The organism is Terrimesophilobacter mesophilus (genome assembly GCF_014200375.1).
Lineage (GTDB): Bacteria > Actinomycetota > Actinomycetes > Actinomycetales > Microbacteriaceae > Terrimesophilobacter > Terrimesophilobacter mesophilus.
The window spans coordinates 1,795,446-1,817,767 of sequence record NZ_JACHBP010000001.1; the positions used below are offsets into that span (position 1 = coordinate 1,795,446).

The window sequence follows — 22,322 nt, forward strand, 5'->3', positions numbered from 1 at the left end:
ATCAACCGGTGATCGCTCGCCGCCGTCGAGCGATCACGCCAGCGGCGATCACGAGACTCAGACCGACGAGAAGCACGCCGCCTCCGAAGAGCGCGAGTGGCGCCCGGTCGGCACCCGTTGCGGCCAGCCCGGTGGCCGTCCACTGGGCATAGGCGGTGGCGTCGCCCTCCAGCGGCACGGTGAAGTCATACGGTGTGGTGCCCGTTGCCGTGGTGAACCAGCCCTGGAAGGCGAAGTCGGCTGCCATGGGGCCGGTGGGTTGAGGAACCGTGTTTCCCGGAATCACAACGACCGGAGCGATGGCGGTTCCGTGCCCGCCCATGTTGAAGTTCAGTGTCGCGCCCGGGGCGGTGACGTAACCGTTCCACGGGCTCGGGGCGAAGTCGGCCGCATGGGCGCTCGAGTAGTAGACGGTCGTGTCGACGTCGCCGAATGAGCCGGAGCCTCCACCGCGTCCGGTGAAACCGAGCGGAGCCGGCCCCTGGAACACGACCGACGCCATCCCGGAACCGTTGGTGTTGAAGGCAAAGTCACCGATGTCGGTGACCGATGCGGGAATCGCGACCGTCGTGAGAGACGTCCCTGCGAAGGCGTTGTCGCCGATGGAGGTGAGGCCGCTTCCCAGAGTCAGGCTCGTCAGTGTGCCCACGGGAGAAAAGGCCTGGCCCGCGATGCTGGTGACCGTACCTGGGATCGTGAGGGACACGAAAGCGTTGAAGACGAATGCCTGATACCCGATGCTCGTGATGTTCGCGGGGATGTCAAGCGTCGTGAGCTGGCTTGCAAAGAACGTCCCGTCAGGAATGTTCGGAAGTCCAAGGCCGAGCGTCACGCTTGTCAGGTCATTCCACTGGAATGCCCAGGAGCCCAGCGAAGTGACAGAGTCCGGAATCACGAGGCTTGTCAGGTCGTTCATTTCGAAGGCGTGCCCGCCGATGCTCGTGACAGAGTCGGGGATCACGATGCTCGTCAGAGAGTTCGACCCGAACGCGCCATAGCCGATCGACGTGACGGTATTGGGGATCGTCGCACTCGTGAGGCTCATGCCGTTGAAGGCGGAGGTGCCGATAGCAGTCACCGTGTACGTGTTGGTGCCGTCACTGACCGTGGACGGTATCGTCGCCGTCGGGCCGCCCGTATAGCCGGTCACGGTAGCGGTCGTCGCGCTCGTGCTGTCGTACACGAAGTCGCCAACGGTGAACGCCGCCGCGTAGGCCGGGCTTGCGACGAGTACAGCGGATGCGGCGACGAGGAATGCCGCCAGCAGCATGGCCATCCCACGAGGAGAGCTGACGCGAGAGGTGGCGTGCTCGGCGCTCGGTCGGGTCGCGGTCATTGCCTTCCTCGCAGTCTAAGGATTACTCGAGACAGTTTAGAATGTAGAATACTGCAGTTCACGCAGAAATCCAGCCGTTTCTGACGGATAGTCAGTCACCGACCATCTCTGTCCGCGCCGAGTCGGCGTCAGAGGTGCCCAGTAGCATGGGGTGGTGGTCACCGCCCTGTATCGCCGTTATCGGCCAGAAACGTTCGCCGAACTGATCGGCCAGTCGCAGGTGACCGAACCCCTCATGACGGCTCTGCGCACCAACCGGGTCAACCACGCCTATCTGTTCAGCGGGCCCCGCGGATGCGGCAAGACGACGAGCGCACGCATCCTGGCCCGCTGCCTCAACTGTGTCGAAGGGCCGACCGACACACCGTGCGGAAAGTGCCCATCCTGCGTCGAACTCTCCCGCGACGGCGGAGGGTCACTGGATGTCGTCGAGATCGACGCCGCGAGCCACAACGGCGTCGATGACGCACGCGACCTGCGCGAACGGGCCGTCTTCGCGCCGGCCCGCGACCGGTACAAGATCTTCATCCTCGACGAAGCCCACATGGTGACCCCTCAGGGATTCAACGCGCTGCTCAAGATCGTCGAAGAGCCGCCCGAGCACATCAAGTTCATCTTCGCGACGACCGAGCCGGAGAAGGTCATCGGCACGATCCGCTCGCGCACGCACCACTACCCCTTCCGGCTCGTGCCGCCCGCTCAGATGCTCGAATACGTCCAACAGCTCTGCGAGAGCGAGAAGGTCACCGTCGCGCCCGGCGTCCTCCCTCTCGTGGTTCGGGCCGGTGGCGGCTCCGTGCGCGATACCCTCTCGCTTCTCGATCAGCTCATCGCCGGGTCCGACGGCGACTCGATCGAGTACGAGCGAGCGGTCGCTCTCCTCGGCTACACCCACGCCGCGCTCCTCGGTGAGGTCATCGACGCCATCGGCGCACGGGACGCCGCCGCCGCGTTCTCCGCGGTCGACCGCGTCATCCAGACCGGGCAGGACCCTCGTCGGTTCGTCGAAGACCTGCTGGAGCGCCTGCGCGACCTCATCGTCGTTGCGGCGACCGGAGGAGGGGCAGCAGCAGTGCTCCGCGGCATCCAGCAGGATGAGCTCGACCAGATGGTGGCGCAGGCCTCACGGTTCGGCGAGGCGGAACTCAGCAGGGCCGCGGATGTCGTGGCCGGCGCGCTCACCGAGATGACCGGCGCGACCTCCCCCCGACTGCACCTCGAACTCATGATCGCGCGCGTGCTGGTCCCTGCGTCGGATGCTTCTGCGCGCGGTACGCTCGCGCGCGTGGAGCGGCTGGAGCGGAGGGTCGGTGTGGAAGAGGCTGGCGAGGCTCCTACGGCATCGCGAGGGTCGTCGGAGGCCGTACCCGCGGAGGAAGTACCGGTCCCCGAGATCGCCGAAGGCCGTCACGAAGGGGGCATCGAAGAGACTTCGGCCGCCGCTCCCGACAAGGCAGTCACGTTCCAACAGCTCTCCGACGCCTGGGCCGAGATCCTCGAGATAGTCGGCAAGAAGAAACGCGCTGCCTGGGCCGTCGCCTTCACCGCGAAGCCGATGGGCCTCAAGGAGGACGTCCTCGCCCTCGCCTTCCCCAGCCAGAATGACGTCGAAAACTTCAAGAAGCCGCAGGCGGCCGACCAGAGCGTGAGCGAGATCCTGCGGCAGGCCATCATCGAGGTGCTCGGGCTCCGCGTGAAGTTCATCGCGAGAGCGGACGCAGCGGCCGCGAACGCCGCCGACGTTGAGGCGGATGCCCCGCCGACTGAGCCCGGCCCCGACCATCCTGCCGAGGTCGCACCCGAGCCTCGCCCCGCGGTCGACGCGGAGGGCTGGGCCGTGGCGCCGATCCCGACCGAGGAGCCCGCCTCCTCTCCTGCTGCACCCGAATCCCGACACGCTCGGCCCAAGAAGGCTCCGGTCGAGCCAGTTTCTTCCCCGGTCGAACCAGTAGAGACTGCCGCGCCCGCACCCGCAGCGAAGCCCAAGCCGGAGTCGAAGATCCCATCCGGTGGGAAGCAGCGCTACGGGGAAGCGGTCGTCCGTGAGATCCTCGGCGCGAACTTCATCGAGGAGCAGGCGATCGCCCCTCGCGTCACACCCACATCGGAGGCGTGACCCGTGTACGAAGGCATTGTCCAGGAACTCATCGACGAACTCGGACGACTCCCCGGAATCGGGCCGAAGTCGGCCCAGCGCATCGCATTCCACATCCTCCAGACGGAGGCATTCGACGTGTCCCGGCTTGCCGAAGTGCTCGTCGAGGTGCGCGAGAAGGTGCGCTTCTGCGAAGTGTGCGGCAACGTCACAGAACAGGAACGATGCGCCATCTGCCGCGATCCGCGACGCTCGGCTGCCACGATCTGTGTCGTCGAGGAGGCGAAGGATGTCGCCGCCATCGAACGTACGCGTGAATTCAAGGGTCTCTACCACGTGCTGGGCGGGGCCATCAGCCCGATCGACGGCGTCGGCCCTGAAGACCTCCGCATCCGCCAGCTCATGGAGCGCCTCGCTGATGGCACGGTCACCGAGGTCATCATCGCAACCGACCCCAACCTCGAGGGCGAGGCGACCGCGAGCTATCTCAGCAGGCTGCTCGTCCAGCCGAACCTGCGCGTCACCCGATTGGCGTCGGGGCTGCCGGTCGGCGGCGACCTCGAGTACGCGGACGAGGTGACGCTCGGTCGAGCCTTCGAGGGTCGACGCGTCGTACAGGGCTGACGGTCGCGCTCTCAGCGGAAATCAACCTTCATTACATAATATATACATATGAATATAAATGAGGGCCGGTTTGCCGGCAAAGTCGCCATAGTCACAGGGTCAGGGTCAGGAATCGGCGCTGCGGTCACGCGGAGGCTCATCGCCGAGGGCGCGAGCGTCGTCGGCGCCGACCTCAACCCGGGTGACGGGTCGGAGTACTACGTTCCCGTCGTCACCAACGTCACGGTCGAGGCCGACCTCGAGGCGGCCGTCGCGACCGCGGTGTCGTCGTTCGGCGGCCTCGATCTCGCTTTCAATATCGCGGGGGCCGCCAAGGGTGCGCCGATCGTCGACCACTCCGAGTCAGACTGGGACTTCACCGTCGACCTCGTACTGAAGGGCATCTTCCTCAGCACCAAGCACGAAGCTCGCGCCATGAAGAGCGGTGGCGCGATCGTCAACGTCTCGAGCCTCAACGCCCACGTCCCCATGTTCGGTGGGAGCGCCTATGCCTCCGCGAAGGCCGGAGTCGAGATGTTCAGCAAGAATGCCGCTCTCGAGCTCGGCCGAAGCGGCATCCGGGTGAACGCCATCCTCCCGGGACTTGTGTCGACACCACTGACCTCCGCCTTCAGCGAGAACGAAGCACTGGCAGCCGACTTCAACAGCAAGATCGTGCTGGGCCGTCCCGCCGATCCGGACGAGCTCGCTGGACCGATTCTCTACCTCGCGAGCGAGGATGCCGGTTACATCACCGGAACGAGCCTGGTCGTCGACGGCGGCTGGGAGATCACCGGTTACCCGGACCTCAGCAAGTACTAGAGCGGGCCAACCGGCTCGCCCCGGGGCCGAGCCGCGTAACGGGTGGCTCGGCCCGTTTAGAATGGGGAGTCACCCCGCAAATCCAGGAGCGTCCGTGAGTCTCATCGTGCAGAAGTACGGCGGATCGTCGGTCGCCGATGCCGTGAGCATCAAGCGCGTCGCGAAGCGGATCGTGGAGACCCGCAAGGCAGGGAACGAGGTCGTCGTCGTGGTCTCCGCCATGGGCGACATGACGGACGAGCTCGTGGACCTCGCGACGGAGGTCGCACCGCTCCCCTCCGGCCGCGAGCTCGACATGCTGCTCACGGCCGGTGAGCGCATCTCGATGGCGCTCCTCGCCATGGCGATCAAGGCGATGGGCTTCGAAGCGCGCTCCTACACGGGCAGCCAGGCGGGCATGGCGACGGATGCGCGACACGGCAGCGCTCGTATCGTCGAGGTGAACCCCACCCGGATCCGGGAGGCGATCGACGCCGGAGCCATCGCCATCGTGGCTGGCTTCCAGGGTTTCAACCGGGGCACAGGCGACATCACGACCCTGGGCCGCGGAGGATCCGACACGACCGCCGTCGCGCTCGCTGCTGCGCTCGGTGCCGAGGTGTGCGAGATCTATACGGATGTCGACGGCGTGTTCACCGCCGACCCGCGCATCGTCCCCACCGCACGCAAGCTGGAGCGCGTCACGAGCGAAGAGATGCTCGAACTCGCCGCCGCCGGGGCGAAGGTCCTGTATATCCGCGCCGTGGAATATGCGCGGAGGCATGGCGTGATCATTCACGTGCGGTCCTCGTTCAACAACAACGAGGGGACGCTCGTCGTCAACCCTCAGGAGGGAGAGACAGTGGAAGAGGCAATGATCGCCGGGATCGCTGTCGATCTTGGCGAGGCCAAGATCACCGTCGTCGGCGTACCGGACGTTCCGGGCAAGGCGGCGGAGATCTTCACGATCGTCGCGACGACAGAGGCCAACATCGACATGATCGTGCAGAACGTGTCGGCGGCGGACACTGGTCTCACCGACATCTCGTTCACCCTCCCCATGGCCGATGGTGCCCGCGTCATGCAGACGCTGCTGAACGAGAAGGAACGCGTCGGCTTCGAGAGCCTTCAGTACGACGACCAGATCGCGAAGCTCGCACTCGTCGGGGCGGGAATGCGCACGAGCTCCGGCATCTCGGCGAAGCTCTTTACCGCGCTCTACGAGGCAGGCGTGAACATCGAGATGATCTCCACGAGTGAGATCCGGATCTCGGTCGTCACGCGGGCGGACACGGTGGAGGATGCGGTCCGCGCGGTGCACACGGCGTTCGAACTCGACGGTGACGATGTCGCCGTCGTCCATGCGGGGAGTGGAAGATGACTCGAGAACTGAATGTCGGCGTCGTCGGCGCCACCGGTCAGGTCGGCGCTGTCGTGCGCGAGCTACTGGAGAGCCGGGACTTCCCCATCGCCGGCATCCGTTTCTTCGCCTCGTCGCGCTCGGCGGGCACGACCCTTCCCTGGAAGGGCGGCGAGGTCGTCGTCGAGGATGCCGCGACGGCGGATCCGACCGGCCTGGACATCGCGATCTTCTCGGCAGGCGCCACAACATCGAAGGCGCAGGCGCCCAGGTTCGCCGAGGCCGGAGTGACCGTCATCGACAACTCGTCCGGATGGCGGATGGACCCTGACGTCCCGCTCGTGGTGAGCGAGGTCAATCCCCACGCGATCCTTCAGGCGCGCAAGGGAATCATTGCGAACCCGAACTGCACGACAATGGCGGCCATGCCGGTGCTCAAGGTGCTCGACGCAGAGGCGGGGCTGACGCGCCTCGTCGTGAGCACCTACCAGGCCGTGTCCGGTGCCGGGCTCGTGGGAGGGGCGGAGCTGCTGTCGCAGACGCGAGCGGCCCTCGACCAGGATGCGGAGGGCCTCGTCCACACCAGCGCCGCGGTCGACTTCCCCGACGCCACGGTGTTCCCGCGAACGATCGCGTTCGACGTCGTCCCGTTCGCCGGGAACCTCGTCGACGACGGGCTCGGCGAGACGGACGAGGAGAAGAAGCTGCGCAACGAGAGCCGTAAGATCCTCGAGCTGCCAGACCTCCTCGTGAGTGGAACGTGCGTGCGCGTCCCCGTCCTCACCGGGCATTCCCTCTCCATCAACGCCGAGTTCGCTCGGTCGCTGTCGCCGGCGAGGGCGAAGGAGTTGCTGGCGGATGCCGCCGGCGTGAAACTGGAGGACATCCCGACGCCGTTGCTCGCGGTCGGAACCGATCCGAGTTACGTCGGGCGGATTCGGCAGGACGAGGGCGTGCCGGAAGGTCGCGGCCTCGCGATGTTCATCAGCAATGACAATCTTCGCAAGGGGGCAGCCCTCAACGCCGTCCAGATCGCAGAGCTCATCGCCGCGCAACCGGCGTGAGCGCGCGAGACTAAACTGGGTTCGTGAGTCCCGCAAAGCCATACGACGTCGTTCTCATCGGCGGTGGCATCATGAGTGCCACACTCGGTGCCATTCTCAAACAGGTCGAACCGGACTGGAGCATCCGACTCATCGAGGCGCTGCCGGAGTTGGCCCTCGAGAGCTCGAACCCATGGAACAACGCCGGAACCGGGCACTCTGCGCTGTGCGAACTCAACTACACGAAGGACCTTCCCGACGGCACGGTCGACATTTCGAGCGCCGTGAAGATCAACGAGCAGTTCCAGGTCTCGCGGCAGTTCTGGTCGTACCTCGTCAAGAAGGACCTCCTGCCGGAGCCGGAGCAGTTCATCAACTCGGTTCCGCACATGAGCTTCGTGTGGGGCGACGACAATGTGGCTTTCCTCAAGCGACGTTTCGATGCGCTCAAGGTCCACCCGCTCTTCGCGGGAATGGAGTTCAGTGAAGACCCCGCTGTCATCCACTCCTGGGCGCCGACGCTCATGTCCGGCCGGCCGCGGGCGCAGCACTTCGCCGCGACGCGGATGGCGGCGGGAACCGATGTCGACTTCGGATCGCTCACACGCGACCTCGCCGCCTACCTTGCGAACCACGGCGCGGTCCTGAGCACCGACGAGAAGGTCACCGGGCTGTCGCGTGGCGACGATGGCGTCTGGACCATCCGCCTGCGCCGCACGATCGGCAAGGCCACGAGCCGGCTGCGTTCTCGCTTCGTCTTCGTCGGCGCGGGTGGCGGTGCGCTGGGTCTCCTCCAGAGATCGGGGATCCCGGAAGCGCGGGGGTACGGAGGCTTCCCGGTGAGCGGCCAGTTCCTGCGCACCGACAATCCGAAGGTCGTGGCACGGCACAGGGCCAAGGTGTACGGCAAGGCGTCCGTCGGCGCTCCTCCCATGTCGGTGCCGCACCTGGACACGCGCATCATCGGTGGCACGGCGAGCCTCATGTTCGGGCCCTACGCGGGGTTCAGCCCGAAGTTCCTGAAGTCGGGTTCATGGCTCGACCTTCCGCTCTCGATCCGGCCGGGCAACATCATCCCGATGCTCGCCGCGTTCAAGGACAATCTCGATCTCTCCTGGTACCTCATCACGCAGTTGCTCGCGAGCAAGCGGACCAAGTTCGCGGCCCTTCGCGAGTTCATGCCGGATGCCCGCCCATCGGACTGGTACCTGATCACCGCCGGGCAGCGGGTCCAGGTGATCAAGAAGGATGCGAAGAAGGGCGGCATCCTTCAGTTCGGAACCGAAGTGGTGACCGGGGCGGACGGGACGATCGCCGGACTTCTGGGGGCATCCCCCGGCGCATCGACGGCAGTGCCGATCATGCTCGAGTTGATCGAGCGGTGCTTCCCCGACCGGGTCAAGGGCTGGACTCCCGCCCTGCGCGCGATGATCCCCACCTATGGCAAAGCACTTTCCGATTCACCGGCTCTCGCCGAGAAGACGCTCGGAGTCACTGCCCGTCAGCTCGACATCGCTCAAGGGGCTTAGCCCCAATTCGGGGCACAGAAAGCCACAGATCACGGGCTTCCGCGGGATATTGCTCCCAAGTTGGGGTACAAGTGTCGCACGTTCGATGCGATACTCGAGTCACGCGATACCCGAGCGGAAGTTATCTGACGTGTCTATAGGATTGCCTGCCCACCTGGCACCGGACGTCGTCCGGCGATCCTTCGTCGCCGCCCAGCACACCGTGGCCGTCACCCTTCTTGCTGTGGCCATGTTCGCCGTGCTGGTCTTCCAGAGTGCGTTGCCTACTGCCACGTTGTGGCCGGCGCTCATCGCGCTCGTACCCGCAGTCGCGCTCCTCGTCATCCGCCGAAGCATCCGAACGATGCTGTGGATCATCTCCTACCTCGTCGTCGGCGGGGTCGGCATCCATCTCTATGCGGTCGTCCTCCTCGGCCAGTCGATTCCGGTCGAGAACACCGACGGGTTCTCCTTCCTTTCCGTGAAGGTCGCGCTCATCATGATCGGCGGTGCGGTTCTCGGGGTGTGGCCGGGGATCCTGTGCTCGATTGCCGGATATCTTGTCGCCGAGGTCGCCGTCGGAATCGCGAAGGTCGGCGCGGGGACACCGCTCAGCTTTGACCCCGCAGCGCTCGTGGCGCTTGTTGCGACGGTGATCGTCATCCCCCTCATCGGCATCGACAACGGCAGACAGATGTGGGCTCAGCCGCGCCTTCACCGTGCCGCCCAGGACGAAGAGGTCGCGCTGCTCCGCTACCGGATCGAGGTGAAGGCGGCGACCCTCATGCACGACACGGTTCTCAATCACCTCGCCGCCGTTGCCGATTCGAGCGGAGAGGATCTGGTTCCCGAACTGCGGAATCAGATTCGTGAGGATGTGGATTCGCTGGTCGGAGAGGGGTGGCTGACAGAACCGGCGGATGCCGCCAATCATCGAAGCCGTCTCGAGTGGCAGCACAGCGGGCTGTTCACAGCCATCCAGGAGGGCCGCATGCTCGGTCTGGACATCGAGACGACCGGCGACCTCACCGCCGTGGGGCGCCTGGACCGAGACACCTCGATCGCCCTCGGACTCGCTGTCAAGCAGTGCCTCGTCAACGTGGTGAAGCACTCGGGGACGAACCGTGCCGAGGTTGCAGTGTACGGTTCCGGTTCGATTCTCTCGGTCATGGTCGTCGACACCGGACGCGGATTCACCGAAGCCGCCACCGGTGCCGACCGGCTCGGGCTGCGATCGTCCGTGCGCAAACGCATCGAGCTCGTGGGCGGGCAGGTGAGCGTCTGGTCCACCCCAGGGCGGGGAACCTCGATCATGATCAGGGTGCCGGCGGCCGGATCGGAAGTCTTGTCCCAGGCGGGTGAGAACGGATGAGCACTCTGGAGCGAACCCGGCAACAACTCGACCCGGTCGGAACGCTGGGCAGCCGCCGTGTCGCCGTCGCCCTGGCCGGCGGAGCGTTCCTCTACGGCCTCGCGATGACGATCAGGTCATTCGGCCAGGTGAGCAATCCCATGCTCGCGGTGCTGGCGCTCGCCTGGCTCGCCGCAGCGGCGATCACCGTCGCGATCGCGAGTTCGCCGAGCCGTGCCCCGTTCACCCGGTCATCCCACACCGTCGTCCAGCTGCTCGCCCTCGGTTCGGTTGCACTCTCGGCGGCCAGTCAATGGGGGACGAACCGCTACATCCAGGATGATTTCGGTGCGGTCGCGCTCGGTCTGCTGATCCTGTCCATGGGCGTCTACCGACCGGCGACCGAACTCGCGACGGTCGGGGCGCTCGCCGCCATTTTCGTGGGATTCGTGACGCTGCTGCAGGTGCCAGGACTTGAGTCGTCGACTCCGCCCGTGTCGTTCGTTCTGGTGGGGATGACACCCATTCTCGCGCTCGCGTTCGGGGCCGCCAGCTACTCCGGCGGGCTGGTGTACTCCCTGGAGAGGTGGAACGAGCGTGTTCGCCGGTCGGTGGCACGACGTACCGATCGGATGCGGGACGGGATCGCCGAGTCGGTCAGGCAGGACAGGGTCATGATCCTCGGCCGGGATGTCCTGCCGTTCTTCAATTCGCTCCTCGAGCGCGACACGATTGGGCCGGATGACCGTGCGCGTGCGAGGGACATCGCCGAGTCGATCAGGGCGCTCATGGTGGCGGAAGCCGACCGCACCTGGCTCGAGGTCGTTGCGGGTGACGACGGACTCGCAGTCAGCGACGTGAAGGGATCCATTCTCGATGTCGACGGGCGCGCATCGTGGATGAGCATCGACCAGCGCACGGCGCTGCGTGCGCTGATCGTCGCGTTACTGGACGAACCATCCTTCCTTCCTGGGTCGATGACGATCACGCTCGTCGGGTCGCCGACCACGAGCCGGGGGGTGATGACGGCCGCATTCGACCGGGAGGCGCACGACATCCGGACTGCGCTGGCGCCGTACTTCGCAGTCCTGCGAGTCGTCTTCGTCGGACTCGTCGTCGACTACCAGAATTCCACTCTGACGCTAAGGTTTTCTTATGAGCAGCGCTGACCCGGGCATGCCTGCCACGCAGGTTGCTGCCGGCCATGCGCCGATCCGGCTTGCCATCCTCGACGACCACGAGGTACTGCTGGACACCCTCGGGAGCTGGATCTCCACGAATGCGCCGGACTTCGACCTGGTTCTCAGCGCGCAGACCTGGCTGGAGCTCGTGCACAGCGACCAGTTCCCGACAGAGCTGGTCTTCCTCGACTTCCAGCTCAGGGAGTCGGTATCGATCGAGGCGCGAGTGCGCACCTGCCGCGCGGCGGGAGCGAAGGTCATCGTCCTGAGCAGTCTTGACACGCGGGAGGCGCGCGAGCGGGCGAAGGCGGCCGGTGCATCCGACTTCCTCTCGAAGTCGCTTCCGATGCGCGAGGTCATGGATACCGCTCGGCGCGTCATGGGGATGAATATCGCCGACCACGGGCAGCGGGACTGGCGACCACTGCCGGCCGGCGCCGTCATCCAGGCACGCCCAAAACTCAGCCGTGGCGAGGAAGATGCCCTCCGGCTCTACGTCTCCGGTCTCAGCACGAACGAAGTGGCGGAGAATATGAGTGTGCAATATGAGACGGCGAAGACCTACCTTCGACGCGTGCGGGAGAAGTACGCGAAAGTGAACAGACCGGCCAGCAAGAAGGCGGACCTCATCCGCAGGGCGGCCGAGGACGGATATCTGGAATAGTGGCGAAGCTGTACTTTCGTTATGGGGCGATGAACAGCGGCAAGAGCACGAACATGCTCCAGGCCGCATACAACTATGAGGAGCGCGGCCAGCAGGTGCTCCTCGCGAAGCCCCGGATCGACACGAAGGGCGACTCCGACATCGTGTCGCGGCTCGGCGTTCGGCGACCAGTCGACTTCGTGATCGCGCCGGAGGACGACCTCTGGGAGCTGTTCGCCGCCGAGCGGGCGAAGCTCGAGGAGGCGACCGGGAAGCCGCTCAACTGCCTGCTCGTCGATGAGGCGCAGTTCCTCACCGAGACCCAGGTGGATGACCTGCTGCGCATCGCGATCCTCGCGGATGTCCCGGTGCTGGCGTACGGCATCCGCACCGACTTCCAGACGGTCGCCTTTCCCGGCAGCAGGAGGCTGCTCGAGATCGCGCACTCGCTCGAGGAGCTCAAGACGATCTGCCGCTGCGGCCGCAAGGCGGTGTTCAACACGCGCACCGTGGGCGGGCAGTACATCTTCGACGGCGACCAGGTGGCGATCGAGGACGGCGTGGATGTCGTGTACGAGTCGCTCTGCGGCGCGTGCTATCTCGAGGAGAGCGGTGGTGTCTTCAATCGCGGCCGTCGCGTGCTCGTCGAGCCTCTCGGCACCGTCTACAACTCGGCTCCGGACCCGGATTTCACGTAGCAGTACGACGTGGGCGTCCTCGTCGGCTGCATTGCTATTTCGGCCGATCAGCTGGGTGACGGCGACGGACGGTGACGGCTGCGGCACCGGTCAGGAGCAACAGCCAGGCCAGGCCGGCGAGTCCTGAGGTGTCTGCTCCGGTAGCGGCAAGTTCTGTCTGCACCGTCCAGCCGGCGACAAGCGTCGTCGGTGCCGTGATCGGCGTGGCGAAGTTCCACAAGGCTCCGGATGTCGTGCCCAGGTGCCACCCCGTGAACTCATATCCGCCTCTGGTGGGCGCCGGAGGCTCAGTTGCCGCGTCGCCGTCGTCGACGATCTGGTCGGCGACGAGGCTGCCGGAGGCGCTGTCGAAGCCGACCAGGAAGTGGAACACGATGGTGACGGTTCCGCCCGAGGAGGCTGGAATGTAGCCGTCGGCGGCCGTCGCGGTGTAGCTCACTCCGGGCGGCGTCACCGAACTGCTCAGCGTCGCGGCCATGCCTCCTCCGATTCCGAACGCGACGCCGTCGCCGGCGCTCGTCGCGGATCCGAGTGTCGCCGTCGCCTGGACATCGATACCGGTTCCACCGGAGCCGCCTGCAGAACCGCCTGGAGGGCCGCCACTGCCGGCGCCCCCGCCGCCGATGCCGCTTCCACTGCCGTCGTAAGTGCCGAAGTCGCCGTCGCCGCCTGTCGCGGTGACCGTGCCGCCGGTGATCGTGACGCTGCCGCCTGCGCCGCCGTCGCTTCCACCCCCACCTCCGCCGATGCCGCTGCCGCCTCCGCCGAGGTAGCCGCCGGCCCCGACTGCTGTGACAGTGCCGCCGGTGATCGTGACGTTCCCGCCGCCGCCGCCAGGGGCATAGATCGAGGTCGAGGCGTTACCCCCTCCGCCGATGCCGCTTCCGCCGCCGCCGCCGCCGAGGCGGCTCCGGCCGCCGTGCGCGAAGACTGTGCCGCCGGTGATCGTGACACTGCCGCTGCTGGAGAGGTCGTCGCCGTTGAGGCCGATCCCGCTTCCGCCGCCGCCGCTGCCGAGACCGTCACTGCCGCCGGTGGCGAAGAGGCTGCCGCCGCCTGTGGCCTGAATCGTCAGATGCGCCGTTGCCGGTACGTGGATGCCCGCATATCCTGGGCCGAGGCTCTCGATCGTCAAGGTGTGGCCGTTGAGGTCCAGGACGAGCGTGCTGCCCGGCGCGACCGCGAGTCCCGCCCCGCCCGTGTCTGCGGTGATATCGGCGCCGAGAGCGACGATGTCGCTTGACGACGCCGTGGCCATGGCAGCCTGCAATTGCGCCCAGGTGTTGGGCGTGAGGGTGACGGCATCAGCGGGAGATACCCCGGCGACGATGCTCAACGGAATCGCGAGTGCGACCGAGGCGAACAGTACGAGGAGACGAGTCATGGGTCTTTGCCTTCGACAGGTGTGCCTCGCCGTGGGCCGACTCGGTGCGTCACTGTAGCACGGGTGAAATCGGTCCCACAAGAGACGTTGGAGCCGCCCGAAACGGTGACGCAATAACACGCAGTGCTGGTCGGATCGATCCTGAAGTCCCCTTCGCCCCATCGGGGTAAACCATCAGGGCCGAACGCGGATGACCGTCTTACCCTTCGATCGCTCGGTCGGGTTGAGGGCGGCGACGGCATCCTCCAGCGACGCGATGGTGCCGATGTTCGTCCGCAGCCGACCGTCTCGCACCCGCTGGACGATCTCACCCAGCTGGGCGCGGTCGGACTCGACGACGAAGTCGACGCTCATTCCGTTCTCGGGTCGCGATTCGACCGGGCCGGAGGCGGTCACGAGCGTTCCGCCCGCCCGTACCAGCCGTGCCGACCGCGTCAGGATGTCCCCGCCGATGACATCGAACACCAGATCGACGACTCCGACGTCGTCGAGGGAATCGTTGTCGAGGTCGATGAATTCATGGGAGCCGAACTCGAGCGCCTTCTGGCGGTCGGCGGCGCGTCCCGCCCCGATCACATGAGCACCCGCCAGGCGCGCGAGTTGGGTGACCATCGTCCCGACGGCGCCCGCCGCACCGTTCGCGAGGACGCTTTGTCCCGCCTGGAGGCGGCCGTGCACGAAGTGCCCCTGCCACGCCGTCAGACCTGAGATCGGCAGGCTCGCGCCCACCGTGAAGTCGACGTCGCCGGGAAGCGGAGCGAGGTTTCGCGACTCGATCGCAACATACTCCGCCAGAGTGCCGTCGCGGTGCCAGTCCGAGAGGCCGAAAACCCGCTGCCCCACGGAAAGTCCGGTCGTGCCATAGCCGAGTGCGCTGACCACCCCGGCCAGTTCGTGCCCGACGATCGAGGGCGCCCGGTCGTGCCCGGCGCGATCCGTCCAGGTCGAGGGCCACCCCACCTCGGTCGGAACGAATCCCGCCGCATGAACCTCGACGATGACGTCGTTGATCGCCGGCTGCGGATCCGCAAGCTCGACGAGCCTCGCGCCCGCAGTCCCCGCGGATGCATCCGTTACTGCAATCGCCTTCATCGAGGCCTCCTGTCTTCTGCTAAAACTGGACTAAATGGTCCATTCCATTCGATGATACTCGGATGGGCCGCATCGGGGAATCGTCGACCGGCTTCGGGCAAGGAGCCGATCGCCTCGCGGCGCAGGGTGCGAGAGGGCGGCTCGATACCATGGAGTCGTGATGACAACCGTCGACGAGCCCGCCGGCCGACGCCTGACGGAGCGCGGCGCGAAGACGCGAACGCGGATCATCACCGCGGCAACCGATCTCATGTACACCCGGGGAGTCGGGGCCACAACGCTCGACGACGTCGTCGCGGCGAGTGGAGTGAGCAAGTCGCAGTTGTATCACCACTTCGCCGGCAAGGATGCGCTCGTCCGGGCCGTGATCGACCACTCGGGCAAGCGGGTCATCGATCGCGAACGCGAGGCACTCCGCCGAGTCTCCTCGATCGCGGGCCTGCGGCGATGGCGGGACGCGTTGGTGCGGAACAACGCTGTGCAGCACGGCGCCTACGGTTGCGCGCTCGGCTCACTGGCGTCCGAGGTCGCCGATCGCGATGATGTTGCGCGTCAGACCTTGTCCGGGCTCTTCGCCGAATGGGAGGGGCTCCTGGCGGACGTGCTGGGAAGGCTCCAGGATGCCGGCACGCTTCCCGACGACGCCCCGATCGACGAGCTCACGACGGGGCTCATGGGCGCCCTCCAGGGTGGCTACCTGATGGCGCAGACCGCGCATGACGTCACACCGATGGCGACCTCGATCGACATGGCGCTCAACTATATCGAGAGCCTGTCGGCGGAATGACCCCGCTCTGGGGTCGCGTGCCACGGATCGGCAATTTTTCGTCCAACCCATCGGTCAGTGAAATCAATTTCCTGTCGGGGTAGCGGGATTTGAACCCACGACCTCTTCGTCCCGAACGAAGCGCGCTACCAAACTGCGCCACACCCCGATACTGCATCCGAACCGCCTGGCGGACCGAACCTCATCAAGAATAGCCGAAATCATCTCCGGTCAGTGTCACGACCACCGCTTCCGGCGGGCAGGCGAATCTCACCGGAGCGTAGATCGACGTTCCGATGCCGGCGGAGACCTCGAGGTACGCCGCGTTGAACGCGTGGTGCCACACGTGCAGGCCGTTCGCGTACTCACGAGGCAGGTCGCAATTTGTGACGAGAGCGCCGAATCCGGGCACCTGCACCTGGCCACCGTGGGTGTGCCCGGCGAAGATCACGTCTGCGCTGTGATTCACGAAGGAATTGAGAACCCGCTGGTACGGAGCGTGGGTGAGTCCGATCGTCACCGGCTCCGGCCCATCGCGGTCATCCTGCCATCCGACGTTCTCCCGCATCTCATCGAGCGCGCCCGGCAGCTTGTCGAGCCGGTCCCAATTCCTGTGCGCATCGTTCACACCCAGGAACTCGAGGCGCGATCCGTTGATCGACATCGCGCGCGCCGTGTTGTCGAGGTTCAGCCATCCGAGGGACTCCAGGAAATCGTCGAGGCTCCTGGTGTCCAGTCGCGCCGACTCCTTGTCCCCGGATGATCCAGCCATGAGGTAGCGGAACGGATTCTTCGCCGCGGGGGCGAAGTAGTCGTTGGAGCCGTGGACGAACACTCCGGGGATCCCGTGGAACGGTTCGAGCGCTCGCTGCACCCCTTCGAGCCCGCGTTCGTGCCCGAGAAGGTCCCCGGTGAGCACGACGAGGTCCGGTTCATAATCCGTAAGTGACCGAATCCACTCCTGCTTGGCGGTCTGCCATGGAGCCATGTGCAGATCGGACAAGTGCAGCACGGTGACCGGGCGCGCTGCCGGGTCGAGCACAGGGACGCTGTCTCGGCGCACGGTGAATCGATTGCGCTCCACGAGGGCACCCCACGCGAACGCGCCGAGGGCCGCGGCACCGAGGGTCGCGAGCACCGACCCCGCTATGCGCGCGCCCCCAGCAGTCGTCACGGGGTGCAGCCCGGTGGTGGTGTTCCGTCCGCGTCACTTCCCACGGTGAGTGTCACCGGATCATTCTTGGATGCCGGTGCGCCACCAGCGGGGTCAGAGTCGATCACCTTGCAGAACTCGCCAGGGTTCTGCACCATGACCCACGTATACGAGATGTTGTTCTTCTTGAAGCCGAGAGCCACCAACTCGTCGACGGCGCTATTCAGATGCTGCCCTGGCAGGTCGGTGGGCATATCGACGTAGAGCGTTCCATCACTCGTGAAGATTGTGATGTTGTAGCCCTTCGAGACCTTGGTGCCGGGGGGCGGGTCGGTTGTGGCCACCGTCCCGACCGGGAATGACGACGCCTTCTTGCCGCCGATCGTCACCGTGAATCCGAGACTCTCGAGGAGCGTCTTCGCGGCTTCAGGGTCCTGGCCCGCGACGGAGGGAATCGGAATCGTGACGCCGTGGAGCATGCTCGCCGGCGGGGCCGGGAATGCACTTCCACCGTATTCCCTGGTCAACGGGCCGAGAACTCCGAGGCCGATTCTGTGTCGGATCAGAGCGCCGAACGTGCCGGCGACACTGATCGACCTGAGCGACTGGTGGCCGACGATGTTTCCCACCCAGACCGCCATGGCCACCTTCGTGCTGGAGCTGATCACCCAGGTGTGCCAGGCGTGGTCATCCGTACCCGACTTGCCGATGAGGGGTGTGCCGTTCCTGGGGTTGGACGCGTAACCGGTACCACCGCCATCCATCACCGCCTTGAGCGCGTATGCGGCGCCGGCCGCGACATCCTTCGGGATCGCCTGGTGGCAATCCGACTTCTGTCCGCCCAGGTCGTTTCCGTTGGCATCCACCATCTTGTCGACGGCGATGGGGGCGCAGTAGACACCTCCGCCGCCGACGGTCGCGATGGCGGACGCCATCGTCATCGGCGCGACTTCGTTGACTCCGAGCACCGAGGACGGAAGCGTCAACAGTGGTTCGCCGTCCGCACGGTGGACGCCCATCGACTTCGCGACGTTCGCGATGTCGCACAGGTCGAGCTGGGATGCCATGGAGAGGAAGATTCCGTTGACGGAACGTGCCGTACCTCTCAAGACCGACCACGGTCCGGATTCGCCGGCATCGTTGGCCGACCGGTACGGGCCGTAGTAACCGCCACCGCTCACGCAGGAGGCTTTGAAGTAGGTCCAGACCTGTGGGGTCGCGTTGAGGACCTCGTTCACGCCGTGTCCGTTCAGGAGCCAGTCGGTGAGGGTGAAGAGCTTGTAGGTGGATGCGGCGGGAAAGCCGGAGGATCCGCCGTAGGCCCGGTCCGTGTTGAAGTTGACGGCGGTCGTCTTGACCTTGTCGCCCTGGCCTGTGTCGTCGAACCCCTTGTTCTGCGCCATCACGAGGATGCGCCCGGTGCCGACCTGGACCGCCGAGACGGTCGCGCCGAGTTTGAACCGGTTCTCGGAACTGGGAGCGTATGTTGACAGTTGCTTCTGCGCGTTGTCCTGCTGGTCGAGGTCCAGGGTCGTGTACACGTTGTACCCGCCGCGATCCCAATTGGCCTGACGTTCTGCTTCGGAGTTGCCGAGCATCGTGAAGTCCTTGACCGACTTGAGGATGTAGTCGCAGAAGGTCTTCGCGTCTGCAGCGTACGTGCATCCGCTCGTCGGGTAGGAGTAGTGCACGTAATCCTCGACGGGAGTGTTGATCGCCTCTGTGTACTGTTCCTGGGTCAACATGTTCAACTCGAGCATGTTGCCGAGGATGAAGTCGCGACGCTTCTGGTTCGCCGGGTACTTCTCCGGCTTGTCGAGGTTTCGATCGTTCGGCAATTGGACGATCGCGATGAGGCTCGCGGCCTCGGCAGGGGTCACGTCGATGGCCGACTTTCCGAGATATTCCTTGGCGGCAGCCTGAATTCCGTAGGTGTTGCCACCGAACCCCGTGATGTTCAGGTAGGCCAGCATGATCTGATTCTTCGTATAGTTCTTCTCCAGGCCGATCGCGAACTTCGCTTCCTGGAGCTTGCGGTCGAGCGTCTTCGCCTGGGCGTCGGCGATCGCCTTGTCACGCGCGGCCTTGTCCGGGAGCAGGAGTGCTTCCTGGATGTTGATGTTCTTGACGAGCTGCATGGCCAGTGTCGACGCGCCACTGCCGATCTCGTTGCTCGAGAGGTTGCCGATGGCAGCGCGCACGATCGACTGGATGTCCACGCCCCCGTGCTCGTAGAAGCGGCGGTCCTCTCCCGCGACCAGCGCATTCTTGATGTAGGGGGACACCTGATCCCAGCTGACCTCTTCGCGGTTGTGCTTGTAGACCTCCGCGAATTGCACGTACTTTCCGCCGCGCTTGGCCCACATGACGTTCTTCTGCGACAACGCCCCGATCTCCATGTATTCGGGGAGGCCCTCGAAGACGCTGATCGACGCATTCGCGGTCATGCTCGTGACGGCCAGTGCAGGTGTCACGAGCGCGGTCACGAGGACTCCGGCGAGGACGCTGAAGCTCACGAGTCCGGCGATACCGGAGAGCACGCCAAGCGGCTTGTTGTTCGGTCGGGGCATAGGATACAGAGTAACGGGTGAACCGCCCGGGAAACCTGAATGGATGCCGTGATGCCGCGCTGGGAGTACCTCACGACGCCGCTCATCGTTCACAACACCACTGCCATCCTCAATAACTGGGGCGATCAGGGCTGGGAGCTCGTGCAGGTCGTCCAGGGTCCGGAAGGCGGGCTCGTGGCGTACCTGAAGCGCGAGTCGGCACCCGACACATCGAAGGAGAACAGCTGATGTCCGCTCTCGACGACCGCATCGCCGAACTGGGACTCGTGATTCCTGAGGGCTCCAAGCCGGTTGCCGCCTACATTCCGGCCGTCGTGAGCGGGAGCCTCGTCTACACGTCCGGTCAACTGCCGATGGTGGGGGGAGTGCTCCCCGCGACCGGCAAGGTGGGTGCGGCCGTGACTCCAGAGGATGCCAAGACTCTCGCGCGCACGTGCGTGCTCAATGGGCTTGCGGCCGCTCGGTCGGCGATCGGATCGCTCGACCGCATCACCCGCGTTGTGAAGGTGGTCGGATTCGTCGCCTCCGACCCGTCGTTCACCGGCCAGCCGGGTGTCATCAACGGCGCGTCAGAGTTGCTGGGCGACATCTTCGGGGAGTCCGGTCAGCACGCGAGAAGCGCCGTCGGCGTTGCGGTGCTGCCGCTGGATGCCCCGGTCGAGATCGAGTTCGTCTTCGAATTCGCCTGATCCGCGCTATCTCAGCTTGTCGGTGATGACATTCATCACCTGGGTGTCCGCGAGCGTCGTCGTGTCGCCGACCTCCCTGCCCTCCGCGACATCCCGAAGCAGACGGCGCATGATCTTGCCCGACCTGGTCTTCGGCAGTTCGGTGACGATGAAGATGCGGCGTGGGCGAGCGATCGCTCCGATCTGTTCTGCGACCTGAGCCTTGAGGAGCGCTTCCGCCTCGGCGGCGGTCTGGGCCTCGGCCTGCTTGGCGCGGAGGATCACGAACGCCACAACAGCCTGGCCCGTCGTGTCATCCGACGCCCCGACCACTGCGGCCTCCGCCACGATCGGGTGCGAGACGAGCGCGGACTCGATCTCCATGGTCGACAAGCGGTGACCGGAGACGTTCATGACGTCATCGACCCTCCCGAGGATCCAGACGTCGCCGTCGGAGTCGAGCCGCGCGCCGTCGCCGGCCAGGTACATCCTGCGATTCGGGGAGCCCTCGAAGTCGAACTTCTCCCAGTAGGTCTCGATGAAGCGCTCGGGGTCGCCCCAGATGCCGCGCAGCATCGACGGCCAGGGTTCGGTCACGACGAGCAGGCCACCGTTCCCGTTGCCGACGCGGTTGCCGGACTCGTCGAGCACATCCACCGAGATCCCCGGGAGGGGAACCTGCGCGGAGCCGGGCTTGGCCGAAGTGATCCCGGGGAGGGCTGACACCATGATCGCGCCCGTCTCGGTCTGCCACCAGGTGTCGACGACCGGGGTCCTGCCGCCGCCGATGATGTCGCGGTACCAGATCCACGCCTCCGGGTTGATCGGTTCACCCACCGACCCGAGCACGCGCAGCGAGCTGAGATCGAACTTCTGCGGGTATTCCCGACCCGTCTTCATGAAGGCACGGATGGCGGTCGGCGCGGTGTACAGGATGGTCACCCCGTACTTCTCGATGAGCTCCCACCAGCGCCCAGGGTGGGGGGTGTCCGGCGTGCCCTCGTAGATGAGCTGGGTCGCGCCATTGGCGAGCGGACCGTAGACGACGTAGCTGTGCCCCGTGACCCAGCCGACATCCGCCGTGCACCAGAACACGTCGGTCTCGGGGTGCAGGTCGAAGACGTTCTTGTGCGTGTATGCGCACTGGGTGAGGTAACCGCCGGAGGTGTGCAGGATGCCCTTCGGCTTCCCCGTCGTGCCGGAGGTGTAGAGGATGAAGAGCGGGTTCTCCGCCTCGAACGGCTCGGCCTCGTGCTCGTCGGGCGCGGAGTCCACGACATCGTGCCACCAGAGATCCCGCCCCTCGGTCCAGTCGACATCGTTCTCGCCGCGGCGGACGACGAGCACGTGCTCGACCGTCGACGTGCCATCCGTCTGGGAGGCGATCGCGGAATCCACGGCGTTCTTGAGGGGGAAGACCTTGCCTTTGCGCCAGCCGCCGTCGGCGGTGATCACGAGCTTCGCGTCGGCATCCTCGATGCGGGAGCGCAGCGACTCTGCGCTGAAACCGCCGAAGACGACCGAGTGGATGGCGCCAAGGCGTGCGACGGCGAGCATCGCGATCACGGCCTCGGGGATCATGGGGAGGTAGATCGCGACCCGGTCTCCGCGCCGAATGCCGAGGGCCTCGAGCGCGTTCGCCGCCTTCATCACCTCCCGGGTGAGTTCCGCGTAGGTGATGGACCTGGAGTCGCCCGGCTCGCCCTCCCAGTGGATGGCCACCCGATCGCCGTTGCCGGCGAGAACATGACGGTCGAGGCAGTTGTACGCAACGTTGAGTCGGCCGTCGGCGAACCAGCGGGCGAACGGCGGGTTGTTCCAGTCGAGAGTCTCGGTGAACGGGGTGCTCCACTCGAGCAGTTCACGGGCCTGGTCCGCCCAGAATGCGAGGCGGTCCTTCCCGGCATCCTCATAGAGGGCGGGTGTGGCGACCGATGTGGCAGTGAAATCGGATGATGGTGGGAAACGCCGCTCTTCGTGAAGCAGGCTGTCGATCGTTTCGCTCATGTTTCTCCCGGGCGCTTCTTCGCGTATCGCGCGGCATGCACGGCCGCACAAAACTCGACACTA

General features: G+C 65.7%; 19 protein-coding genes and 1 tRNA gene. 13 read left to right on the forward strand and 7 right to left on the reverse strand.

What is annotated here, in order from left to right:
• Position 1: 1 nt before the first annotated feature.
• On the reverse strand, positions 2–1,336 hold the full coding sequence (locus tag BKA04_RS08920) for a leucine-rich repeat protein (RefSeq protein WP_104096094.1): 1,335 nt from the start codon (positions 1,334–1,336) through the stop codon (positions 2–4).
• A 154-nt stretch (positions 1,337–1,490) separates the two neighbouring features.
• Here BKA04_RS08920 and BKA04_RS08925 point away from each other — a divergent pair, with 154 nt between their 5' ends.
• The 10 genes from BKA04_RS08925 to BKA04_RS08970 all read left to right on the forward strand — a co-directional run bounded on the left by BKA04_RS08925 (position 1,491) and on the right by BKA04_RS08970 (position 12,619).
• Positions 1,491–3,452 (forward strand): DNA polymerase III subunit gamma and tau, encoded by a 1,962-nt coding sequence (locus BKA04_RS08925; protein WP_104096720.1) that lies wholly within the window; start codon positions 1,491–1,493, stop codon positions 3,450–3,452.
• A 3-nt stretch (positions 3,453–3,455) separates the two neighbouring features.
• Positions 3,456–4,055, forward strand: a complete 600-nt coding sequence (gene recR, locus BKA04_RS08930) for a recombination mediator RecR (protein ID WP_104096095.1) — start codon at positions 3,456–3,458, stop codon at positions 4,053–4,055.
• A gap of 48 nt (positions 4,056–4,103) precedes the next feature.
• Positions 4,104–4,856, forward strand: a complete 753-nt coding sequence (locus BKA04_RS08935) for an SDR family NAD(P)-dependent oxidoreductase (protein WP_104096096.1) — start codon at positions 4,104–4,106, stop codon at positions 4,854–4,856.
• 94 nt (positions 4,857–4,950) lie between these two features.
• Entirely contained in the window at positions 4,951–6,216 is a 1,266-nt protein-coding gene (locus BKA04_RS08940) for an aspartate kinase (protein WP_104096097.1), read from the forward strand.
• Complete coding sequence (locus tag BKA04_RS08945) at positions 6,213–7,259, forward strand: aspartate-semialdehyde dehydrogenase (protein ID WP_104096098.1); 1,047 nt, start codon at positions 6,213–6,215, stop codon at positions 7,257–7,259. The genes BKA04_RS08940 and BKA04_RS08945 overlap by 4 nt, the downstream gene beginning before the upstream one ends.
• Before the next feature lie 23 nt (positions 7,260–7,282).
• Positions 7,283–8,767 (forward strand): malate:quinone oxidoreductase, encoded by a 1,485-nt coding sequence (locus BKA04_RS08950; protein WP_104096099.1) that lies wholly within the window; start codon positions 7,283–7,285, stop codon positions 8,765–8,767.
• 142 nt (positions 8,768–8,909) lie between these two features.
• On the forward strand, positions 8,910–10,118 hold the full coding sequence (locus BKA04_RS08955) for a sensor histidine kinase (protein WP_104096100.1): 1,209 nt from the start codon (positions 8,910–8,912) through the stop codon (positions 10,116–10,118).
• The gene (locus tag BKA04_RS08960; protein WP_104096101.1) at positions 10,115–11,266 is read left to right on the forward strand and encodes a hypothetical protein; all 1,152 of its coding nucleotides are present in this window, start codon (positions 10,115–10,117) and stop codon (positions 11,264–11,266) included. Before BKA04_RS08955 ends, BKA04_RS08960 begins: the two co-directional genes overlap by 4 nt.
• Positions 11,253–11,942, forward strand: coding sequence for a response regulator (locus BKA04_RS08965; protein WP_104096102.1), 690 nt, complete (start codon positions 11,253–11,255; stop codon positions 11,940–11,942). Before BKA04_RS08960 ends, BKA04_RS08965 begins: the two co-directional genes overlap by 14 nt.
• Entirely contained in the window at positions 11,942–12,619 is a 678-nt protein-coding gene (locus tag BKA04_RS08970) for a thymidine kinase (RefSeq protein WP_104096103.1), read from the forward strand. The genes BKA04_RS08965 and BKA04_RS08970 overlap by 1 nt, the downstream gene beginning before the upstream one ends.
• Positions 12,620–12,653: 34 nt before the next feature.
• Here BKA04_RS08970 and BKA04_RS12185 read toward each other — a convergent pair whose 3' ends face one another.
• Positions 12,654–14,003: an InlB B-repeat-containing protein gene (locus BKA04_RS12185; RefSeq protein WP_167309714.1), complete on the reverse strand. Its 1,350-nt coding sequence runs from the start codon at positions 14,001–14,003 to the stop codon at positions 12,654–12,656.
• A gap of 174 nt (positions 14,004–14,177) precedes the next feature.
• Positions 14,178–15,095: an NADP-dependent oxidoreductase gene (locus BKA04_RS08980; protein ID WP_104096106.1), complete on the reverse strand. Its 918-nt coding sequence runs from the start codon at positions 15,093–15,095 to the stop codon at positions 14,178–14,180.
• Positions 15,096–15,255: 160 nt separating this feature from the next.
• On the opposite strand from BKA04_RS08980, the gene BKA04_RS08985 reads away from it, so the two are divergent.
• The gene (locus BKA04_RS08985) at positions 15,256–15,882 is read left to right on the forward strand and encodes a TetR/AcrR family transcriptional regulator (RefSeq protein WP_104096107.1); all 627 of its coding nucleotides are present in this window, start codon (positions 15,256–15,258) and stop codon (positions 15,880–15,882) included.
• Between the two features lie 74 nt (positions 15,883–15,956).
• Here BKA04_RS08985 and BKA04_RS08990 read toward each other — a convergent pair.
• The 3 genes from BKA04_RS08990 to BKA04_RS09000 all read right to left on the reverse strand — a co-directional run bounded on the left by BKA04_RS08990 (position 15,957) and on the right by BKA04_RS09000 (position 19,584).
• Positions 15,957–16,030, reverse strand: a tRNA-Pro gene (locus BKA04_RS08990).
• 36 nt (positions 16,031–16,066) lie between these two features.
• A complete protein-coding gene (locus BKA04_RS08995; protein ID WP_232842018.1) occupies positions 16,067–17,035 on the reverse strand; it encodes a metallophosphoesterase in 969 nt (322 codons plus the stop codon).
• The gene (locus BKA04_RS09000) at positions 17,032–19,584 is read right to left on the reverse strand and encodes a transglycosylase domain-containing protein (protein ID WP_104096108.1); all 2,553 of its coding nucleotides are present in this window, start codon (positions 19,582–19,584) and stop codon (positions 17,032–17,034) included. The genes BKA04_RS08995 and BKA04_RS09000 overlap by 4 nt, the downstream gene beginning before the upstream one ends.
• A 39-nt stretch (positions 19,585–19,623) precedes the next feature.
• Between BKA04_RS09000 and BKA04_RS09005 the strand changes: the two genes are divergently transcribed.
• Together BKA04_RS09005 and BKA04_RS09010 are read left to right on the forward strand one after the other, a co-directional pair.
• The gene (locus tag BKA04_RS09005) at positions 19,624–19,812 is read left to right on the forward strand and encodes a DUF4177 domain-containing protein (RefSeq protein ID WP_104096109.1); all 189 of its coding nucleotides are present in this window, start codon (positions 19,624–19,626) and stop codon (positions 19,810–19,812) included.
• Positions 19,812–20,273: a RidA family protein gene (locus tag BKA04_RS09010; protein ID WP_104096110.1), complete on the forward strand. Its 462-nt coding sequence runs from the start codon at positions 19,812–19,814 to the stop codon at positions 20,271–20,273. The genes BKA04_RS09005 and BKA04_RS09010 overlap by 1 nt, the downstream gene beginning before the upstream one ends.
• A 6-nt stretch (positions 20,274–20,279) precedes the next feature.
• Here BKA04_RS09010 and acs read toward each other — a convergent pair whose 3' ends face one another.
• On the reverse strand, positions 20,280–22,259 hold the full coding sequence (acs, locus tag BKA04_RS09015) for an acetate--CoA ligase (RefSeq protein WP_104096111.1): 1,980 nt from the start codon (positions 22,257–22,259) through the stop codon (positions 20,280–20,282).
• Positions 22,260–22,322: the final 63 nt, after the last annotated feature.

What these genes read in the sequence shown, in the direction of transcription:
- BKA04_RS08985 (WP_104096107.1), top strand. Translation starts at nt 15,256, where the DNA reads ATGACAACCGTCGACGAGCCCGCCGGCCGACGCCTGACGGAGCGCGGC.
- BKA04_RS09005 (WP_104096109.1), top strand. Translation starts at nt 19,624, where the DNA reads ATGGATGCCGTGATGCCGCGCTGGGAGTACCTCACGACGCCGCTCATC.
- BKA04_RS09000 (WP_104096108.1), bottom strand. Translation starts at nt 19,584, where the DNA reads ATGCCCCGACCGAACAACAAGCCGCTTGGCGTGCTCTCCGGTATCGCC.
- BKA04_RS08980 (WP_104096106.1), bottom strand. Translation starts at nt 15,095, where the DNA reads ATGAAGGCGATTGCAGTAACGGATGCATCCGCGGGGACTGCGGGCGCG.
- BKA04_RS08960 (WP_104096101.1), top strand. Translation starts at nt 10,115, where the DNA reads ATGAGCACTCTGGAGCGAACCCGGCAACAACTCGACCCGGTCGGAACG.
- BKA04_RS08920 (WP_104096094.1), bottom strand. Translation starts at nt 1,336, where the DNA reads ATGACCGCGACCCGACCGAGCGCCGAGCACGCCACCTCTCGCGTCAGC.
- acs (WP_104096111.1), bottom strand. Translation starts at nt 22,259, where the DNA reads ATGAGCGAAACGATCGACAGCCTGCTTCACGAAGAGCGGCGTTTCCCA.
- BKA04_RS12185 (WP_167309714.1), bottom strand. Translation starts at nt 14,003, where the DNA reads ATGACTCGTCTCCTCGTACTGTTCGCCTCGGTCGCACTCGCGATTCCG.
- BKA04_RS08965 (WP_104096102.1), top strand. Translation starts at nt 11,253, where the DNA reads ATGAGCAGCGCTGACCCGGGCATGCCTGCCACGCAGGTTGCTGCCGGC.
- BKA04_RS08935 (WP_104096096.1), top strand. Translation starts at nt 4,104, where the DNA reads ATGAATATAAATGAGGGCCGGTTTGCCGGCAAAGTCGCCATAGTCACA.
- BKA04_RS09010 (WP_104096110.1), top strand. Translation starts at nt 19,812, where the DNA reads ATGTCCGCTCTCGACGACCGCATCGCCGAACTGGGACTCGTGATTCCT.
- BKA04_RS08945 (WP_104096098.1), top strand. Translation starts at nt 6,213, where the DNA reads ATGACTCGAGAACTGAATGTCGGCGTCGTCGGCGCCACCGGTCAGGTC.